This is a genomic window from Capillibacterium thermochitinicola, assembly GCF_013664685.1.
In the GTDB taxonomy this organism is placed as follows: Bacteria; Bacillota; UBA4882; order UBA10575; family UBA10575; genus Capillibacterium; species Capillibacterium thermochitinicola.
Window position 1 is genome coordinate 55,979 of record NZ_JAAKDE010000007.1, and the last position, 16,672, is coordinate 72,650.

The 16,672-nt window shown below is 51.6% G+C and carries 14 protein-coding genes; 4 read left to right on the top strand and 10 right to left on the bottom strand.

The genetic code is table 11. The features are described 5' to 3' along the window. Positions 1-14 precede the first annotated feature (14 nt). From hydG to G5B42_RS04135, 8 genes are all read right to left on the bottom strand, one after another. Complete coding sequence (hydG, locus tag G5B42_RS04100) at positions 15-1,463, bottom strand: [FeFe] hydrogenase H-cluster radical SAM maturase HydG (protein ID WP_181339179.1); 1,449 nt, start codon at positions 1,461-1,463, stop codon at positions 15-17. Further along, entirely contained in the window at positions 1,447-2,697 is a 1,251-nt protein-coding gene (gene hydF, locus G5B42_RS04105) for a [FeFe] hydrogenase H-cluster maturation GTPase HydF (RefSeq protein WP_181339180.1), read from the bottom strand. The genes hydG and hydF overlap by 17 nt, the downstream gene beginning before the upstream one ends. A 363-nt stretch (positions 2,698-3,060) precedes the next feature. Next, positions 3,061-3,966 (bottom strand): DMT family transporter, encoded by a 906-nt coding sequence (locus tag G5B42_RS04110; protein ID WP_181339181.1) that lies wholly within the window; start codon positions 3,964-3,966, stop codon positions 3,061-3,063. Positions 3,967-4,220: 254 nt separating this feature from the next. Further along, complete coding sequence (locus G5B42_RS04115) at positions 4,221-6,179, bottom strand: TRAP transporter permease (protein ID WP_181339182.1); 1,959 nt, start codon at positions 6,177-6,179, stop codon at positions 4,221-4,223. A 65-nt stretch (positions 6,180-6,244) separates the two neighbouring features. Then, positions 6,245-6,775 (bottom strand): DUF1850 domain-containing protein, encoded by a 531-nt coding sequence (locus G5B42_RS04120; protein WP_181339183.1) that lies wholly within the window; start codon positions 6,773-6,775, stop codon positions 6,245-6,247. A 2-nt stretch (positions 6,776-6,777) separates the two neighbouring features. Continuing rightward, positions 6,778-7,722 (bottom strand): TAXI family TRAP transporter solute-binding subunit, encoded by a 945-nt coding sequence (locus G5B42_RS04125; RefSeq protein WP_181339184.1) that lies wholly within the window; start codon positions 7,720-7,722, stop codon positions 6,778-6,780. Between the two features lie 269 nt (positions 7,723-7,991). Next, the gene (locus G5B42_RS04130; RefSeq protein ID WP_181339185.1) at positions 7,992-9,158 is read right to left on the bottom strand and encodes an MFS transporter; all 1,167 of its coding nucleotides are present in this window, start codon (positions 9,156-9,158) and stop codon (positions 7,992-7,994) included. 195 nt (positions 9,159-9,353) lie between these two features. Continuing rightward, positions 9,354-11,609, bottom strand: a complete 2,256-nt coding sequence (locus G5B42_RS04135) for a beta-glucosidase (protein WP_231133225.1) — start codon at positions 11,607-11,609, stop codon at positions 9,354-9,356. A gap of 380 nt (positions 11,610-11,989) precedes the next feature. On the opposite strand from G5B42_RS04135, the gene G5B42_RS04140 reads away from it, so the two are divergent. From G5B42_RS04140 to G5B42_RS04155, 4 genes are read left to right on the top strand one after another with little or no spacing between them, the layout of a single operon-like run. Further along, the gene (locus tag G5B42_RS04140; RefSeq protein WP_181339186.1) at positions 11,990-13,525 is read left to right on the top strand and encodes an ABC transporter substrate-binding protein; all 1,536 of its coding nucleotides are present in this window, start codon (positions 11,990-11,992) and stop codon (positions 13,523-13,525) included. Then, complete coding sequence (locus G5B42_RS12090) at positions 13,525-14,184, top strand: ABC transporter permease (RefSeq protein WP_269206151.1); 660 nt, start codon at positions 13,525-13,527, stop codon at positions 14,182-14,184. Before G5B42_RS04140 ends, G5B42_RS12090 begins: the two co-directional genes overlap by 1 nt. Positions 14,185-14,203: 19 nt before the next feature. Beyond that, positions 14,204-14,476 carry an ABC transporter permease subunit gene (locus G5B42_RS12095; protein WP_331274035.1) on the top strand — a complete coding sequence of 91 codons (273 nt, stop codon included), beginning with the start codon at positions 14,204-14,206 and terminating at the stop codon, positions 14,474-14,476. Between the two features lie 4 nt (positions 14,477-14,480). Further along, a complete protein-coding gene (locus G5B42_RS04155) occupies positions 14,481-15,290 on the top strand; it encodes an ABC transporter permease (RefSeq protein WP_181339197.1) in 810 nt (269 codons plus the stop codon). A 77-nt stretch (positions 15,291-15,367) separates the two neighbouring features. Here G5B42_RS04155 and G5B42_RS04160 read toward each other — a convergent pair whose 3' ends face one another. Both G5B42_RS04160 and G5B42_RS04165 read right to left on the bottom strand, forming a co-directional pair. Further along, positions 15,368-15,904 (bottom strand): putative immunity protein, encoded by a 537-nt coding sequence (locus tag G5B42_RS04160; RefSeq protein ID WP_181339189.1) that lies wholly within the window; start codon positions 15,902-15,904, stop codon positions 15,368-15,370. A 356-nt stretch (positions 15,905-16,260) separates the two neighbouring features. Continuing rightward, the coding region (locus tag G5B42_RS04165; RefSeq protein WP_181339190.1) for a hypothetical protein at positions 16,261-16,672 on the bottom strand (412 nt) is incomplete at its 5' end.

Here is a 16,672-nt window from a genome sequence, read left to right on the forward strand (position 1 = left end):
TATCCTCCTCTCACTCAGACCCGGATATCCCTTTCCCCTTGTTCGAGCCGGGCCAAAGCCTGGCGGAGAAAGTCTTTTCTTTTACCCTCGGCCATCTGGTCCACATATTGTTGGATTGCCCTATCTCCTGCTTTTCTGGTTTCCTCCGAAGCAAAATCCAAAAGGTATTCCTTTAAGGTTAAAATCGCATTGGGCATACAGAAGTTATGAACAAAACTGGATTTGGCGACCGCCATGAAATCCTCACCGGTACGCCCCACCCGGTAACACGCGGTACAAAACGAAGGGAAATTTCCCATTAGACAGGTTTCGTAGACAACCTGATCCAGGCTGCGGGTATCGCCCAACTGGAATTGTTCCTTTGCCGGTAGCATATTCCCGGCGGCCTGCCGGTAACCGCCCACCCCAATCCGGGTTCCGGCGTCGATCTGGGTGACCCCGAGGGGTAGAACCTCCCTTCTGACCTCCGGTTTTTCCCGGGCGGTCAGGATCAGCCCGGCATAGGGAACCGCCAGGCGCATGATGGCAACGATCTTTTTAAACTCCGCATCACTGACCGCATATTTGGGCCGCACCGAAAAGGGTGTCCCTATGGCCGGTTCAATCCGGGGAAAAGAAATGGTATGGGGGCCAACCCCGTTGTACTTTTCTTCCAGGTGGATGGTGTGGTATAAAAGACCCATCAACTCAAACCGCCAGTCATAAAGGCCGAACAAGGCCCCGATCGCCACATCATCCAGACCCGCATCCAAGGCCCGGTCCTGGGCATAGAGCCGCCAGCGGTAATGGCTTTTAATAGTCCCCGCCGGATGCATCTCCCGGTATGTTTGGTGATGATAGGTCTCCTGAAAGACCTGGAAGGTCCCGATCCCGACCTCCTTCAGTTTCGCCAGTTCCGCCCGGGAAAGCGGGGCGCAATTGATGTTGGCGCGCCGGATTTCACCGTTCCCCCATTTTGTCCTGTACACCTGGCGTACGCTGTCACAGATAAAATCAATGCCGGTCTCGGGCGATTCCCCGTAGACAAGGACGGTCCGCTTCTGCCCTTCACTGATCATGGTTTTGACTTCATCCGCAATCTCTTCCAGCGTCAGGGTGCGCCGCTCGACCAGTTTGTTTTCCCGGCGAAACCCGCAATAGCGGCAGTTATTGGCACATTTATTGCTAATGTACAGCGGAGCGAAGAAGACAATCCGGTCGCCGTAAACCTCCCTTTTTACTTTGTTGGCCAGGGCATACATCTCCTCGATGGTTCCCTGGTCCTGGTTCTGAATCAGAATCGCCATCTCCTCCGGGTCCAAACGAACCTTCCGTTCCGCCTTGGCCAGCACCTTCCGGACCGCCGTTTTGGAGGAGTTGGCGGCCTTGTGCAGTTGGTCCCAGATTTTGTCGTCATCGATAAAATCCCTGGTCATAGCGTCGTATTCTCTAAACTCCGCTTGGTATTTATCGTAAAAATTCATCGCGAAACCTCCTTTGTCCAGCTAATTCACCTAATTCACCGGCAAAGGGCTTGAGCGCCCGCTCCAGAATCCCGTGGAGGTAGGCCAAGAGAATGCCATAATTGACCATGGGCACGCCCTTTTCGCCGGCCAAATCCTGCCGGTACGCCATCTCCCGCCGGTTTAACATGCAGGCGCCACAGTGGATCACCATTTTATACCCAGTTAGATCCGCCGCAAAAAAGCCACCGGAAACATGATCAAAGCTTAACTGTTTTCCGGTCCTTTTCTTGAGCAGCTTTGGAATCTGAACCGTACCAATATCATCTTCCTTACGGTGGTGGGTACAGCCTTCCGCAATCAACACCCGGTCGCCGTCGTCCAAGTCCTTAATAGTCTGAACCGCCTGATAAAAGCGGTTTAAGTTCCCTTTATACCGCGCGTAAAGGATCGAAAAAGAGGTCAACGGGACATCCGCGGGAAGCGCGGTATTGACTTGACCAAAAACTTGCGAATCCGTAATCACCAGCGACGGTGGGGAAGTAAGTTTATTCAGCGTCTGCGCCAATTCCGTCTCCCGCGTCACCAACGCGATGGCCGCCCGGTCCAAAACAGCCCGCAACACCTGTTGTTGGGGAAGAATCAACCGGCCTTTCGGTGCCGCCTGATCAAGGTGGGTGACGAGAATCACCACATCCCCGGCCTTAACCAGACCATCGACCAGGGAGCGCTGCTCCGTTTCCTCCTTCCCAAGTTTGACCAGGGCAGCGACAACGTCGGTAATACCCTCCCCGGTCAACGCCGAAACCTCCACCAGTGGTGTCTTGGGCAAGGCCGGGTTTTTCGTCAGCGCATCCCTCCCGGCCAAGCGGTCGCTTTTGTTCAGGAGAATGATAAAAGGAATATTTTCCTTCGCTAACACCGCCGTCAACTCTTCTTCCAATGGACCCCAGGGGTTTTCCGGAGTAATTACCAAAAGCGCCAGGTCGGTTTGGCGCAGAACCGCTTTGGTTTTTTCCATGCGCAACCGACCTAGGATACTATCGTCATCAAGCCCGGGCGTGTCAATAAAAACCACCGGACCAAGCGGCAACAGTTCCATGCTTTTGTAAACCGGATCGGTGGTTGTGCCGGCCACTGCCGAGACCACCGCCACCTCTTGGCCGGTCAACGCATTGATCAAGCTTGATTTGCCCACATTCCGGCGGCCAAAAAGCGCAATATGCAGCCGTTCACTCCGGGGGACGCCGTTCATGTCTTCACCTCCCCCGCCCAAAAAGAAAAGCCCTCAACCAAGAATACAAATAATTCTTGATTAAGGGCATAGATAACCATCATCAATCACCTCTCTCTTCTGCCTCGGACACCCTCGGCATTAGAATCTTGGTTATGTTGGTCTGCCTACTTTTCCCCGCGCGCTAAATAACGCTTGGGGTCAAGCTTTCCGACCGTTTTTAATCCTTTATGATCATATCCTAGACAAATGGTCTTGTCAATCAGATGGCCCCCGTGTATGTCAGGTGGATTTTGCTACCTGAATTAAAGTTAAAAAATTCAACCTGTATCATAACGGAGACTTGTTCAAAAATTTCAAAGCCAGGAGGCGGATTGAGACCGTTTATTCAAAAAAGCCCAGAATAAAGATGCCGGCCATCACAAGGGCAATATAGAGATACTGCTTTAAAGTCAAGTCTTCCTTCAGCATCAACCTTCCCAATAGCACCGAAACAATACTGTAGCTTGCGATCATCGGCGCGACAATCACCGAGTTGGTATTCAGCGCAAAGACATAAAAGTACTGTCCGGCCGTCTCAAAGACCGCCGCCAACAACCGGTCCTTTTCCTGATGAAGTTGATACTTACTTTTCGCCACCACCACCAGATAAATAAAGGCGACAACGGCACAGAAGAAAAAGGTAAGCTCATAAGAGATTAAAGCCTCTTCGGGGCTCATCAAGTTGGTGAGATAAACATCGTCCAGGAAGGTGCCTAAAGCGTCAACCACCGCGTAAAGAATGGGGAAAATAAGGGCAATGGCCCCCAACCGGTATTTCGGGTCCACCACGATCTTTTTTTGCTTCCGTTCCGCTTCGGCCAGGTCTCTTTCGATGATCCCAATGGCCACCAGCCCGACCGTGATCATCGATACCGCCAGCAGTTGCCAACTGTTCATCGTTTTGCCCAGCACGAGGAAGGCCAGAATCCCGGCCACCGCTCCCGATGTATTACTGACCGGCGAGTTAATCGAAACCTCCAGATAGCGGAGGCCAATGTAACCAAGCGTCATGGAGAGAATATACATGAATGAAACCGGAAGATACCTTATGATATTGTACGGATCATACTGCCAGTTCAATTTATTGAGTTCAAACAAGGCTTGAAGGCCCATCACCAGCCCCACCATGACCACAATCCGCAAATGACTGTATTTGTCCCGTGGCGAAGTCCCTTTCTTATAATAAACGTCAGCCACTCCCCAAAAAAAGATGGTCAATAACGCCGATGTGTACCAGGATAAAATCATCAACTTCTCCCCTTTTTCGTCAGAATAGTTTCTTTAGTTGCCAGTATGTCTTAGCGGTATTAACCACATCCGCCGTGCACAGGTCATTATAACATTTTCTGAAAAACATGGGTAGTAAAAGTTTAAATCGCTTGCCTTAACCTTCCGCTTCACTCTGACAAATATGTCACTGGTCACGGGCTGCGAAAAAAGGCCACCTTTCCCCATCCGGAGAAAGGTGGCCTTTTTTGACCATATAGGCCAAAGATTCTTCTTTAAGCCGCCACCAGTTTATCTCTGCCGGTTTTTATTCCGTATTGGAATGCTACAACAACGCCAATCATCGCAAGCCCGATTAGATCGGTCAGTAGATCCGGATGAATTAACAAGAGCCCGCCACCCACCGCCAAGATCCGCTGCCAGGTTGAAAGTTTGTCCCGCATAAAACCTTCCAGGCCGCCGGCCAGGGCAAACATACCGGCCAGCGAAGTGATGGTGAACTGAACAATCTGGTACAACGAGGCATTAATCAGTAACATGGCGGGATTTAGGACGACCATATAGGGAACAATGAAGGCGGCAATGGCCAGTCGTGTCGCAATCACGCCGGTGCGCAACGGATTCCCGCCCGAGATCGCCGCCCCGGCATAGGCCGCCAAGGCCACCGGCGGTGTAATATCAGCCACCACCCCAAAGTAAAACACAAAGAAGTGGGCGGCCAGCACCGGTGTCTCCGGGATTAGCTTTAAGATAATTGGGGCAGTGATCGTTGCCATGATCACGTAGTTGGCCGTTGTCGGCACACCCATCCCCAAGATTAAGCACGCAATCATCGTTAAGAAGAGGGCGATGATGTCAATTCCCCCCGAGAGAAAGAGCAAGCCTTCCGCCAGTTTGAGCCCGATCCCGGTCAGCGAAACCACACCGACGATGATCCCGGCAATCGAACAGGCCGCCGCCACCGCAACCGTATTTTTCGCCCCGTTCTCCAAGGCGGTAATGAACGTTTTGGGCGTCATACGCGTCTCCCGGCGGAACGAACTGACAATAACCGCTGCGAGAATGGCCAGACAAGCCGCCCGCGACGGCGTATAGCCGATCGACATCATCACCACCAACACCACAATGGGCAGGAACAAATAACCTTTGGTAAGAAACAACCGGAAAAAGCCGGGGATGGCTTCCCGCGGTAGACCTTTGAGACCCGTTTTTTTCGCTTCAAAATGCACCATCAGAAAAATCCCTGCAAAGTATAGGATCGCCGGGAATATCCCCGCCACAGCTATCTTGGAATAGGGCACACCGGTCATCTCCGCCATCAAGAAAGCCGCTGCACCCATGATGGGCGGCATGATCTGTCCCCCGGTCGACGCCGCCGCCTCCACCGCCGCCGCAAAGTCTTTATCATAGCCGGTTTTTTTCATGACCGGAATCGTCACACTACCGGAACCAACGGTGTTGGCCACCGAACTTCCGGAGTACATCCCTTCAAGGGCACTGGAAATGACGGCCACCTTGGCCGGGCCGCCCGTCGCCCATCCGGCCACCGAATTGGCAATGTCAATGAAAAAGCTGCCGATATTGGTCTTTTCCAAAAAAGACGCCAGGATGATAAACAAAACAATAAAGGTTGAACAGACGCCAATGGGGGTTCCAATCACCCCATCAAGGGTATAGAACAGGGTGTAGACGATCCGTCTTAGGGAATAACCGGCAAAAAACGCGTACCCCACAAACGTACTGGCTACCACTAATATCGGTAACCCAACCACCCGGCGGCACACCTCGGCCGTGATCAGAACCCCCACCGCACCAACCAGCGTATCAAAAGGGGTAATCCGGGTCGCTTTCACCGCCAGGTCGGAAAAGTTCACGACGTAATAGAAATAACAGACTGCGCCAATAACTCCCAAGATCAGGTCATACAAGGGGATATAGTTTTCCCGTTTGGCCGATCGTTTTTTCGCCGGGTAAAGCATAAAGGCCATGAAAACTATCAGCCCGACAAAGGACGCCCGCCGGATCTGCTCCGGCCAGACGCTGATGAGATTCATATAGAAAACATACAAGGAAAACGCGGCGAGCATATAACGGACTAATACACGGGGAACACCCGAAAATCGTCTGGTGTTTGATTCCCGGTCATACTCGGCCATCACCGCGTCCACATCAACTTGGTCAACCGGATCGACTAAGTCACTTAAGTTTTGTGGTGCATTCTTTCGTTCAGACATGAATCATCCTCCTTTGTGAAAACTATATGTCGATCTCAGCTCAAGACGGAAACACTATAACCAACCTAAAGCCCGGTTCTTGGGGATGGACGGAACCGGAAGGGGATAAGTCTGCGCCCCCGCACAAAGTGGACTGTTGTATTGCGGCCACAGATTTCGCGCAGGCTAATCTCCTCCCCGCCAATCTGCAAGGTATGGTCGGAGACCGTCCCCACAATATACGAAAGCGGATTCAAACGCCGGTTAAAACCGGAAACAATCATCGCGCCGTCCATGCCGTATTCAAGACTTTGTCCCTCCGCCAGCTCGGACTGGACCCCGGCCCCGAAGGCATAATAAATAGTACGGATCACATAGATGCCGTCCTTGCGGATCTGATAAACATCGGTCACCGGACTTTGGTTCACCGAATGGATAAAGGTAACCGCAAATTCGTCCCCTTCCGCAACAGGAAAAACCCTGATCACGCGACCGGTCTCTCCGTTTCTCAGGATCAGACAGGGTACGGAAAAAACATAGAATAAAAAAACAAGGGCCGTGATGGTGAGGATTGTGACCACGATCGCGGCCCCCGTTAACCGGTTTTTCCAGGACATTATTACAGAGCGCCAATCTCCTTATAATACTTCTCCGCACCCGGATGCAGCGGAATGGAGATGCTGGAGATGGAGTACGCCGGATCGAGCTCGGCACCCTTCGGGTGACCGGCGGTGATCTCGTCGGCATTTTCAAAGAGGGCCTTAGTCATTTTGTAAACCAAATCCTCCGACAGACTGTTGGCCACAATGAAGCTGGCCACGACCGCCACGGTCTGTGTATCTTTTGCGACACCCTTGTACGTCCCCGCGGGGATGTTATATTTAGTGTAGAAAGGATACTTGTCAATCAGTTTAGCGGCATGCTCATCATCAATCTCCAGTAATTTGATGGCGTTTGTGGTCGACAATTCAACAATGGCCGTCGTCGGGGCGCCCGCCACGCAGAAAAAGGCATCAATCTTATCATCCTTGAAGGCCGCCGCGCTATCGCCGAAGCTGAGGTTGTTGACGATAATGTCATTGAAGGTGATCCCGTAGGCCTCAAGAATTTGGCGGGCGTTAAACTCGACCCCGGAACCGACGTCGCCGACGGAGACCCGCTTGCCCTTGAGGTCTGCGATGGAATTGATCCCCTCTTTCGCAACGATTTGACAGACCTCAGCATAAACCCCGGCCATCGCCGAGAAGCCGCTTACCTTTTCGCCGGCGAAAAGATCGATCCCGTTATAAGCGTAATACATCACGTCATTTTGGACAATGGCAATATCAGCTTCCTTATCGGCGACCAGGTAAATGTTGGCTTTGGAAGCGCCCGTCGACTGCACGTCAAAGCTTAGGTTGGCAATTTTTTGGCTCAGTACTTGCGAAACCGTTCCGCCGTAGGCATAATAGGTACCGGTTGTACCACCCGTCGCCATCTTGAGCGTGGTCTTTTTACCGCACCCCGCCAGCAGCAGCGAAACGACCACTAACATTAAGACGAGATAAGACAGTCGCTTTTTCATTAATGAACCTCCTTATCAGTATTGGGCGTAACTTGATTTCAACTTAATTTATAATAACCGAGCCCATTTTTATATAATTATACAAAAATGAGCACAGTAAAAGCAGGAATTAATTCCTGCAGTACCGCTCCACAAGTTTAACCATTGTATAATAAACATTAACATTTGACAACCGGCGCGTAATTTAAAATTCGACAAATCCCCGTTATCTCCTCCCCCTGGATATTCAGTATACTGTATACTTATTGATTCCCCTGCTTGTCCCCAATTTAAGGCGTTCGGCTCTTCAACCGGTTGACACTTTCCACCATAATCGCCATCAAAACAACGAAGAACATTAAATACAAGGGATAAAGTCCGATCCCCACTTTGGCGCTGATAAAACCAAAAAAGAGCGGCATCAAGGTTGTCCCCAAATAAGCCGACGCCATCTGCATCCCCATAATCGCCTGGGATTTATCCGCACCGAAATTCTCGGGTGTTTGGTGTAACAAACTTGGGAAGATGGGGGCACAGCCGAGCCCGATCAGCAGTAAACCCAGCATGGGCCATTGGTTACCAAGGGGCAGCATGATAGAGACAATTCCTAATCCGGCTAAAACCTGTCCGCCGCGGACCATATTTTTCGTGCCAACTTTGCCGGTGATAAAACCGGCCAGAAAGCGGCCGATGGTTATCCCCAGATAGAAAAGGGCCGCCCACTTGGCCGCCGTTTGGGCCGTAATCCCCCGCGCCAAAACCAGATAACTACTTGCCCATAAACCGGTTGTTGCCTCCAATGAACAATAACAGAAAAAGCCCACTAAAATTGGTTTTGCCCCCGGCAGACGGATTACTTCCTTCACCCCAACCGCATTGCTTCGCTTCGTCTCCAGGCTCCGGTTTTTTTGCGCCGTCTTCCATAACGGCAAACTAATGACCAGACAGACCACCAATGCCGTCTGGATCCCGCCTATTACTTGATAACCCGACGGCCAGTTTAGACCGGAGGTCAGGCACAGGCCCATAATGTACGGTCCGAGGGTAGCCCCGATTCCCCAGAAACAATGCAGCCAACTCATATGTTTCGCCTGATAATGTAAGGCGACAAAGTTGTTAAGGGCCGCATCAACACTGCCGGCCCCCAAGCCGTACGGGATGCTCCAAAAACATAATAACCAAAAAGCGGTGGCGAAAGAATACCCAAACAGCGCCACAGCGGTCATGGCGACGCTGATCAGGGTCACCAGACCGGTCCCAAGCCGGTGGATCACACGGTGGCTAAAGAAGCTGGAAACAATTGTTCCACAGGAGATAATCATGGTGATAATCCCCGCATAGGAAACGGGTACTTTTAACGCTCCGTACATAGAAGGCCAGGCCGAGCCCAGAATCGCATCGGGCAATCCCAGGCTGATAAAGGCGATATAAATAATTACAAGCAAAAGGAAGGTCATTACGGCAACTATGCTCCTTTCTTTCCCTTAATTCCTGTTTCTTTCCCGTAATCCCCGGCGTTACAGTCAAAAAGCAAAAGACCCCCTGGAAGGGTAGTCTTTATGCATTACCTGCTTGCACTGCTTTACATGTTTCTCTCTAGGAACCAGCTCCATTATACGGCGCCGTTCCACGGGAGACAAAGATTAACCCAGTTAATCCCGCTTCAACAGCAGTTTTAAGCCGTGGAAAAACCGGCCGTTCGCCATGGCCAGCAAACCATGGAAGAAACTGGGCCGTAAACCGCTGAAAATCTGCATACTCCGCAGGGGGTTGGTGACACTGGACTCGGCCAGCATCCGGTAGACCGCCGTGCCGGGTTGGAGGCCCCGGGTAATCTTTCTTCGTACATTCCAGTACATTACCCGCATGACAAGGGAATGATCCTTCATGTCCGCCAAGGCATCGTTCATGGTGAATTGCCCTTTTTGCGGAACATGGGGTTGATATTTACGGCCGAGCATTTGCTCCCATTGCTCCAAGGACGGGGCACCTTGCGGTTTTTCATACCACGAACCCGGTTGCCAAGAAGGAATCGCGACCGTTTGGCCCACTTTGTCAATGGTCCCCGCCACCAATAACTGGTCCGGTTGACCACCCACCAAAATGGTATACCGGCCGCTAGGCACCTTCCAACCATCGTCCCAAACGGCAAAACAACGCTCGTCCAACTCAAAGCGGACCGTTTTGCTTTCCCCCGGCTGGAGATGAACTTTGGCAAAGCGTTTCAACTCCCGCAGGGGACGGTGGATCCCGTCTTGCGGGGGAGCGACATAAAGCTGAACAATTTCCGCCCCCGCGTAAGATCCGGTGTTGGTCACCGTAACGGAGACCGTTTCCCCGTCAAGAACGGGGTCCGCATAGGCAAATTCCGTATAGCTCAGGCCATAACCAAACTTCCAACGCACGTCAACATTGGCCTTGTCATAGTAACGGTAACCGACATAGATCCCCTCGCGGTACTGCCCGTCCCGCTGGGGATAGTAGGAAGCCGACGGACAATCACTGTACTTGAGCGGCCAGGTCTCGGCCAGTTTACCACTGGGGTTGGCTACCCCATACAACAGATTTTTTAAAGCCTCGGCCCCGGCCTGCCCCGGCAACCCCATGTATAAAATGGCCTTCACCTTGTCCGCCCATGGTGTTTCCACCGGAGCGCCACAGAAAAGAACGACCACGGTATTGGGGTTCTTCGCCGCCACTTCCTCGATGAGTTTCACTTCCTCCGCCGGCATCATCATATGATCCCGGTCAAAGCCTTCACCCTCATACTCCGGCGGCAACCCGGTCAGGACAACGGCCACATCTGCTTCTTCCACCCTTACCCCCTCGCCCAGCACCTCAATGGGCTGGACCAGTTTGGTCGGGTTGATGTGACTGGACCCCGCACCCTGATAGCGGATATCCTTCGCCATCTTGCCAACGATGGCAATTTTCTGTTCCTTCTTCAGCGGCAAAATATGATCCTCGTTTTTCAGTAAAACCGCACTCTGTTCCGCCGCGATCCGCGCCAGCTCGTTATGGGCGTCGTAGTCACAAGGAACCTTGTTTTTGAGCGCTTCCGCCGCTTCCCGCACCATCTTGATCACCCGCGCGGCACTCCGGTCAATGTCCGCTTCGTCCAGTTCACCCCGGGCGACCGCGTCCAGAACCTCCCGGGCCATATAGTTACTGCCGCCGGGCATGTTCAGATCGCAACCGGCCCGGAAACCCGCCACCCGGTCGTGCATGGCGCTCCAGTCGGTCATCACCAGCCCGTCAAAGCCCCATTCTTCCCGTAAGATGCCAGTTAAAAGCTCCTTGTGGTCACTGCAGTAAGTCCCGTTAATTTTGTTATAGGCGCACATGACCGTCTTCGGTTTTCCCTCACGGACCGCGATCTCAAAAGGAGTCAGATAAATCTCCCGCAGTGTGCGCTCGTCCAAGATCGAATCGGAGTTTAACCGCCGATACTCCTGATTGTTGCAGGCAAAGTGCTTAACGCACGTGCCAATCCCTTTTTTCTGCGCGTTTTTTATAAAGCTCGCCGCCAATTTCCCGGCGAGGTAGGGATCCTCCGAAAAATACTCAAAATTCCGGCCACATAACGGGTTGCGTTTGATGTTGACGCCAGGGCCAAGGAAAACACCTACCCCCTGGTCCGCCGCTTCCGCGGCAATGGCCGCCCCAATTTGGCCAAGCAACTCCTGATCCCAACTGCAAGCGGTCGTCACCGCCGAGGGAAAGCAGGTCGCCGGGCGTGAATCGTGGACACCCACGTGGTCACCGCGGCTTTCCTGTTTGCGCAAACCATGAGGTCCGTCGCACATGAACATCGACGGAATCCCATAGGCGGGGAAGTCCTTGGTTTCCCAGAAGTTTTTCCCCTCACAGAGTGCAATTTTTTCCTTCAGGGTCATTTGGTTGATCATCTCGAACTACCCTCCTAAGTGCAGTACGGATTTTAAGCTAACTTTTAGTTAAACGCAGAACACATTAGCCTCAGGAGTTTGCCTCTTTTTCCATATAAAGGCAACCCGCCCAGCTTCACTCCTACTATTTTAGCATGTAATAACTTAATAAGCAAAAATTTCTATCATGAAAAAGCATGCAACACTGATCACTTGTGTTGGAAAATAGACAATGCTATAATATGGGGTATATGTCTGGGATCTGGCAAGCTAGCGCGAGGCGCGAACACAGTTATACAACAAGCTGTTCGGAACCGGACGGTCCGTAATCAGTAATTTAACTATGTAAATCGGAGCCTTCGCCGGAAGGCTTTTCGCTTTTTTTGAGGAGGGAAGGGTCGATGCGAATCAGGTTTTCCCTTTTGCATCTTGGTGTCTTGATTGGAATCTTGCTGGTGTCAGTGGTTTTTCTCCGGTTGCGCGTAGATAAAGGAGAGAAGAAAGCGATAGAAAACAAAGTGGTCGTGGTAATCCCGCAAGACCCGGATTATTTGGATCCCCACCTGGCCTCCGCCGCCGGAACCTATGAGGTGATGTTTAATGTCTATGAAGGTTTGTTAAAACCGGCGCCGGACGGAACCCTTTTACCGGCACTTGCCGAGCGCTATACGGTATCGGCGGACGGCCTCACTTACACCTTTTATTTACGCCCCGGCGTCAAGTTCCATAATGGCCAAACCGTAACCACCGCTGATGTGCAATATTCTCTGGAACGGTTGATGGGAACCCGGACCGGCCAACCGCTCTCTCCGTTTTTTGTGAAGGTCGAATCGGTTGAAGTGCCCGATGCCGCAAGAATCATCCTCAAACTGAAAGAAGTTGATGCTTCACTCTTAAGTAACCTGACGACAGCTTCGATTGTTCCCAAGGACTACCAAAACCTGAATACGCAACCGATCGGGACCGGCCCTTTCCGGTTTGTGGAATACCGGCCGGGCCAGCGGGTCCTCTTGGAGAAGTTCGATGGCTATTGGCAAGCCGGCCGGCCTTCCCTCGATCAGGTGGAGTTCCGGATCATCCCGGACCGGGAGGCGGCCTTAATTGCCTTGAAAAACGGCGCCGTCGATATTTATCCGCGAATTGATATCAACCGGACGGCCGAACTGGGTGAGGATTTCTCTGTTTTACAAGACGAGCAGAATCTGGTCCAGATCCTCGCCATGAACCTGAAACGGAAACCCTTTACCGACCCCCGGGTGCGGCAGGCCGTTAATCACGCCATCGATAAAGACGAGCTTATTGACCTGGCGGCCTTTGGGTATGGGACCAAACTTGGTTCCGGCCTTAGTCCGGCCATGCCTGCTTATTACGAACCCGGCCTGGAAGATCTGTATCCCCCCGACCCGGAAAAAGCCCGGCAATTATTGGCCGAAGCCGGTTATCCGAACGGATTCCGGGCAAAACTGACGGTGCCGTCCAACTACCCGTTCCACGTCGACACCGCCCAGATCATTGTTGAACAATTGAAAAAGGTGGGGATTGAGGTTGAGATTGAACTGGTCGAGTGGGCGGTCTGGTTGCAACGGGTTTACCAGGGGCGGGATTATGAGATGACCATCATTGGCCTGGCTGGGAAACTTGATCCGTTGCCCATCCTGATCAGATACACTTCGGACTATGCGAACAACTTTTTCAACTATGCCAATGCCGAGTTTGACCGGCTCTACCAGCAGGCCGCAGCCGAAAGTGACGAGGAAAAACGGGCAACTCTTTATAAAAAGGCGCAAAGGATCTTAGCGGAAGATGCGGCTGCCGTCTTCCTCATGGATCCCCATTATACCGTCGCGCTCCGGAAAGAGCTGGCCGGCTATCAGATGTATCCAATCTATGTCCAAGATCTGTCGACCGTCCATTGGGCGAAGAAAAACCCGCGGTGATGAAGATGCGTTATCTGCCCGGGAAGATCTTCTCGTGTGTGTTAACCCTCTGGTTGGTTTCGCTCCTAACTTTTCTCGTTTTTCAAGTGCTACCCGGCAACCCGGCCCAAATCATGCTGGGCGCCGAAGCTACACCGGAACAAGTAGCGGCTTTGGAGAAAACGTTGGGGTTGGACAAACCGCTCTCCCTTCGTTACGTCCACTGGATTGGCGGGGTTTTCCGCGGGGACTTGGGGGTCTCCCTTCGCTATGCCCAACCTGTGCGGAGACTAATGGTCAACAGTCTCAAAGTCACCCTCCCCGTGGCGGGGATGGCCTTGATCTTTATCGTGCTGATGGGTATCCCCCTCGGGCTGGTCATGGGGAAATATCATTGGCAAAAGCGGAAGTTCATCTTCTCCTCCCTTACGCAGATCGGCACCGCGATCCCTTCTTTTTGGTTGGGTATCCTGATGATGCTGACCTTTGCCAAGCTGTTCAGCTTTTTTACCCCGGGGGCCTTTATCCCCTGGGAAGAGGATTGGCTGGGTGCCTTGGCCTCTTTAATCCCGCCCGCCCTAGCCGTTGCTCTGCCGAAAGTGGCGGTCTTAAGCCGCTTTGTGGGGACCGCTTACCTCGAAGAAAAAAAACGCCGACTATATTCGCACGGCGTACGGTAAGGGTTTAGCGGAAAATAAGGTGCTCTATACTCACCTACTCAAGAATATTTTAATCTCCGTCACCACCGTGCTTGGGCTGATGGGCGCTGATATCCTGGGCGGGAGTATTATCATCGAAAAAGTATTTGCCCTGCCGGGCATCGGCCGGTTGCTGATTGACGCGATCAATTTTCGCGATTTCCCGTTGGTTCAAGGCATCGCCCTCTATCTGGCCGGCGTGGTGGTCCTCCTTAACTTACTGGTGGATTTCTCCTATAGCATTCTTGACCCTCGAATCCGTGGAGACAAGTAAGATGATGCAGCGAAAATTCAGTTCCAATTTAATAATCGGCGGTTTAATTGTGGGTTTCTTCTTCCTGATGTTAACCGTCAGTTTTTTTTATACCCCGTTTGCGGTAAATGAAATGCGTAGCGCAGAGCGTTTTCTGCCCCCCGGCAAACCGTATCTTTTGGGGACGGACAATTTTGGCCGGGATGTTTTCAGCCGGATTATGAAAGGGACCCAGACCGCTTTTTTAGTCGGGACCGTCTCGGTCTTGATTGGGATGGTGATCGGGGTCAGTTTGGGAGCGCTCAGTGGTTACTTCGGTGGCTGGCTCGACCGGACCATTACACAACTTAACGCCACGATCCAGGCTTTTCCCGGTGTGTTGCTCGCCTTGATGATTGTAGCAGTCTTCGGACCGGGAACCGTAAATACCATTATCGCCCTCAGCATTACCGCAATTCCCGGGTTTACCCGGATTACCCGGAGCGGATTTTTACAGTTTAAGGAGTACAGTTTCGTCGAAGCGGCGGTGACGATCGGCTTAAGTCCACTAACCATCATGTGCCGGCATATTCTTCCCCAGATCGTTCCGTCCCTCCTGGTGGCCGCTTCCACGGCTTTTGCCGGCGCCTTGCTCGCCGAGGCGGGTTTGAGCTACCTCGGACTTGGTGTCCAACCGCCCGAACCGAGTTGGGGCCGGATGATCAACGAAGCCCAGGGTTACCTGCGGCAAGCACCCTGGTACAGCCTGGCCCCCGGTCTTGTGCTCCTCCTGGCGGTGTTAGGTTTTAACCTGCTCAGTGACGGGATCCGGGACTTGCTCGATCCAAAACATTAGCCGGTAGTCAAGATCGGCGATTAATTTATGGTCAATCGGCTTGTCGAGGGAAAACTGAATCCATTACCTACACCTCTTCAGCAATTCCAATTGATTTTCACCGGATTCGGCTCGTCCTCAACGGCTACGGCTCGCAAGGCTGCCGTCATGTCGGCGCAGACTTCCTCGGCGATCTGATTATATACTTCGGCGCTTTCGTCCAACCCGACGCGGTCATAGGCGATCGCCGCCGCCCCATAGAAGTAAAGGCCGAGGGAGTGAGTAAGTGTATGCACAACCGCCGAAGCCTGTCCACAGGCACGGGCCGCCGCTTGCGCCACGGGATTGGCGTCCAGCTCCCGGGCGGCGGCGTGGCATTCATTCAGAATGATGTTCTTAACCACCGGAAATTTCACCTTGCCGTCAAGGTAATCGCGGGCGGCCTGCAGCGCGTTGCGCGGGCGGGGGTCATCCGGACAATGCTTCTCGAAGATTGGAAGAATCTTTGCCTCGGCGTAGTCAATGCACCAGTTGCGGATAGTCCGCTTGCTTTGAGTGTCAATCAAGCGCATTAGCGCAACCGTACACGGCGCGTTCACATCACCGAGCATTTTGCGGAGTTTCTTCTTTGCCATCGTTCAATCCCTCTCTTTAATCATAACTCGGACGCTGCGCCCAGGTGTTTGCCAAGACAAAGGTAGCCAAGCCCAGGAAAAGGTCCGCCGCAATGATGAGAAAGTCCCGTTTCCAATTGGTAGTAGCAAAACAACAGCTGGAATTTTAGAAAGTGGCCTGGAAGATCCTCACAATGAGTTTCTAGAAATTGACCCAAGAAAAATTAAGTTCAAATAAAGATATTACTGATTACAACAATAACATCAATATCAGCTTTCTAGCTAACTATTTGCAATACTTTAAATAATCGATAGTTTTGGGTGGAGGCATAATAGTTAAAGCATCCTTTGGTTCAATAAATTCTAAATTCGTATGCTTATTTCGTATGCTTATTCTGACAGGCAGTAATTATAACTTTCTCTGTACATAGATATATAGCTGGAAATAATTCGCTAATAAACAGATCGCTTTTATCCCAGGTTGATTCTTTGATTATTAATTTATTCATTTCCCATGGTTCTTTATCAAAAAAAACCTTACCACAACTTGGACACTTTTTCTTTATTTTTATCCCCATTTTATCTAAATCTAGTTCACATCTACCTGTTACAATTATATGAAAGTACTTTGGAGGTTCTTTATCTTTTAGTTTTTCCGAATTAATTTTATTTATCCCAACACTATAATACTCAAATCCAGAAACATTAGCAGAGTTCCAGTCATTAAGCACCTTTTCTGATACAATTAATAATGGCCAAGCACCACATTGTTTGTGGTAGTATAAGAAT

Excerpts from the sequence above, each read along its gene's own strand:
- G5B42_RS04110 (WP_181339181.1), bottom strand. The coding sequence starts at position 3,966 with ATGATTTTATCCTGGTACACATCGGCGTTATTGACCATCTTTTTTTGG.
- G5B42_RS04115 (WP_181339182.1), bottom strand. The coding sequence starts at position 6,179 with ATGTCTGAACGAAAGAATGCACCACAAAACTTAAGTGACTTAGTCGAT.
- G5B42_RS04130 (WP_181339185.1), bottom strand. The coding sequence starts at position 9,158 with ATGACCTTCCTTTTGCTTGTAATTATTTATATCGCCTTTATCAGCCTG.
- G5B42_RS04135 (WP_231133225.1), bottom strand. The coding sequence starts at position 11,609 with ATGATCAACCAAATGACCCTGAAGGAAAAAATTGCACTCTGTGAGGGG.
- G5B42_RS04120 (WP_181339183.1), bottom strand. The coding sequence starts at position 6,775 with ATGTCCTGGAAAAACCGGTTAACGGGGGCCGCGATCGTGGTCACAATC.
- hydF (WP_181339180.1), bottom strand. The coding sequence starts at position 2,697 with ATGAACGGCGTCCCCCGGAGTGAACGGCTGCATATTGCGCTTTTTGGC.
- G5B42_RS04155 (WP_181339197.1), top strand. The coding sequence starts at position 14,481 with ATGCAGCGAAAATTCAGTTCCAATTTAATAATCGGCGGTTTAATTGTG.
- G5B42_RS04125 (WP_181339184.1), bottom strand. The coding sequence starts at position 7,722 with ATGAAAAAGCGACTGTCTTATCTCGTCTTAATGTTAGTGGTCGTTTCG.
- hydG (WP_181339179.1), bottom strand. The coding sequence starts at position 1,463 with ATGAATTTTTACGATAAATACCAAGCGGAGTTTAGAGAATACGACGCT.
- G5B42_RS04140 (WP_181339186.1), top strand. The coding sequence starts at position 11,990 with ATGCGAATCAGGTTTTCCCTTTTGCATCTTGGTGTCTTGATTGGAATC.
- G5B42_RS12090 (WP_269206151.1), top strand. The coding sequence starts at position 13,525 with ATGAAGATGCGTTATCTGCCCGGGAAGATCTTCTCGTGTGTGTTAACC.
- G5B42_RS04160 (WP_181339189.1), bottom strand. The coding sequence starts at position 15,904 with ATGGCAAAGAAGAAACTCCGCAAAATGCTCGGTGATGTGAACGCGCCG.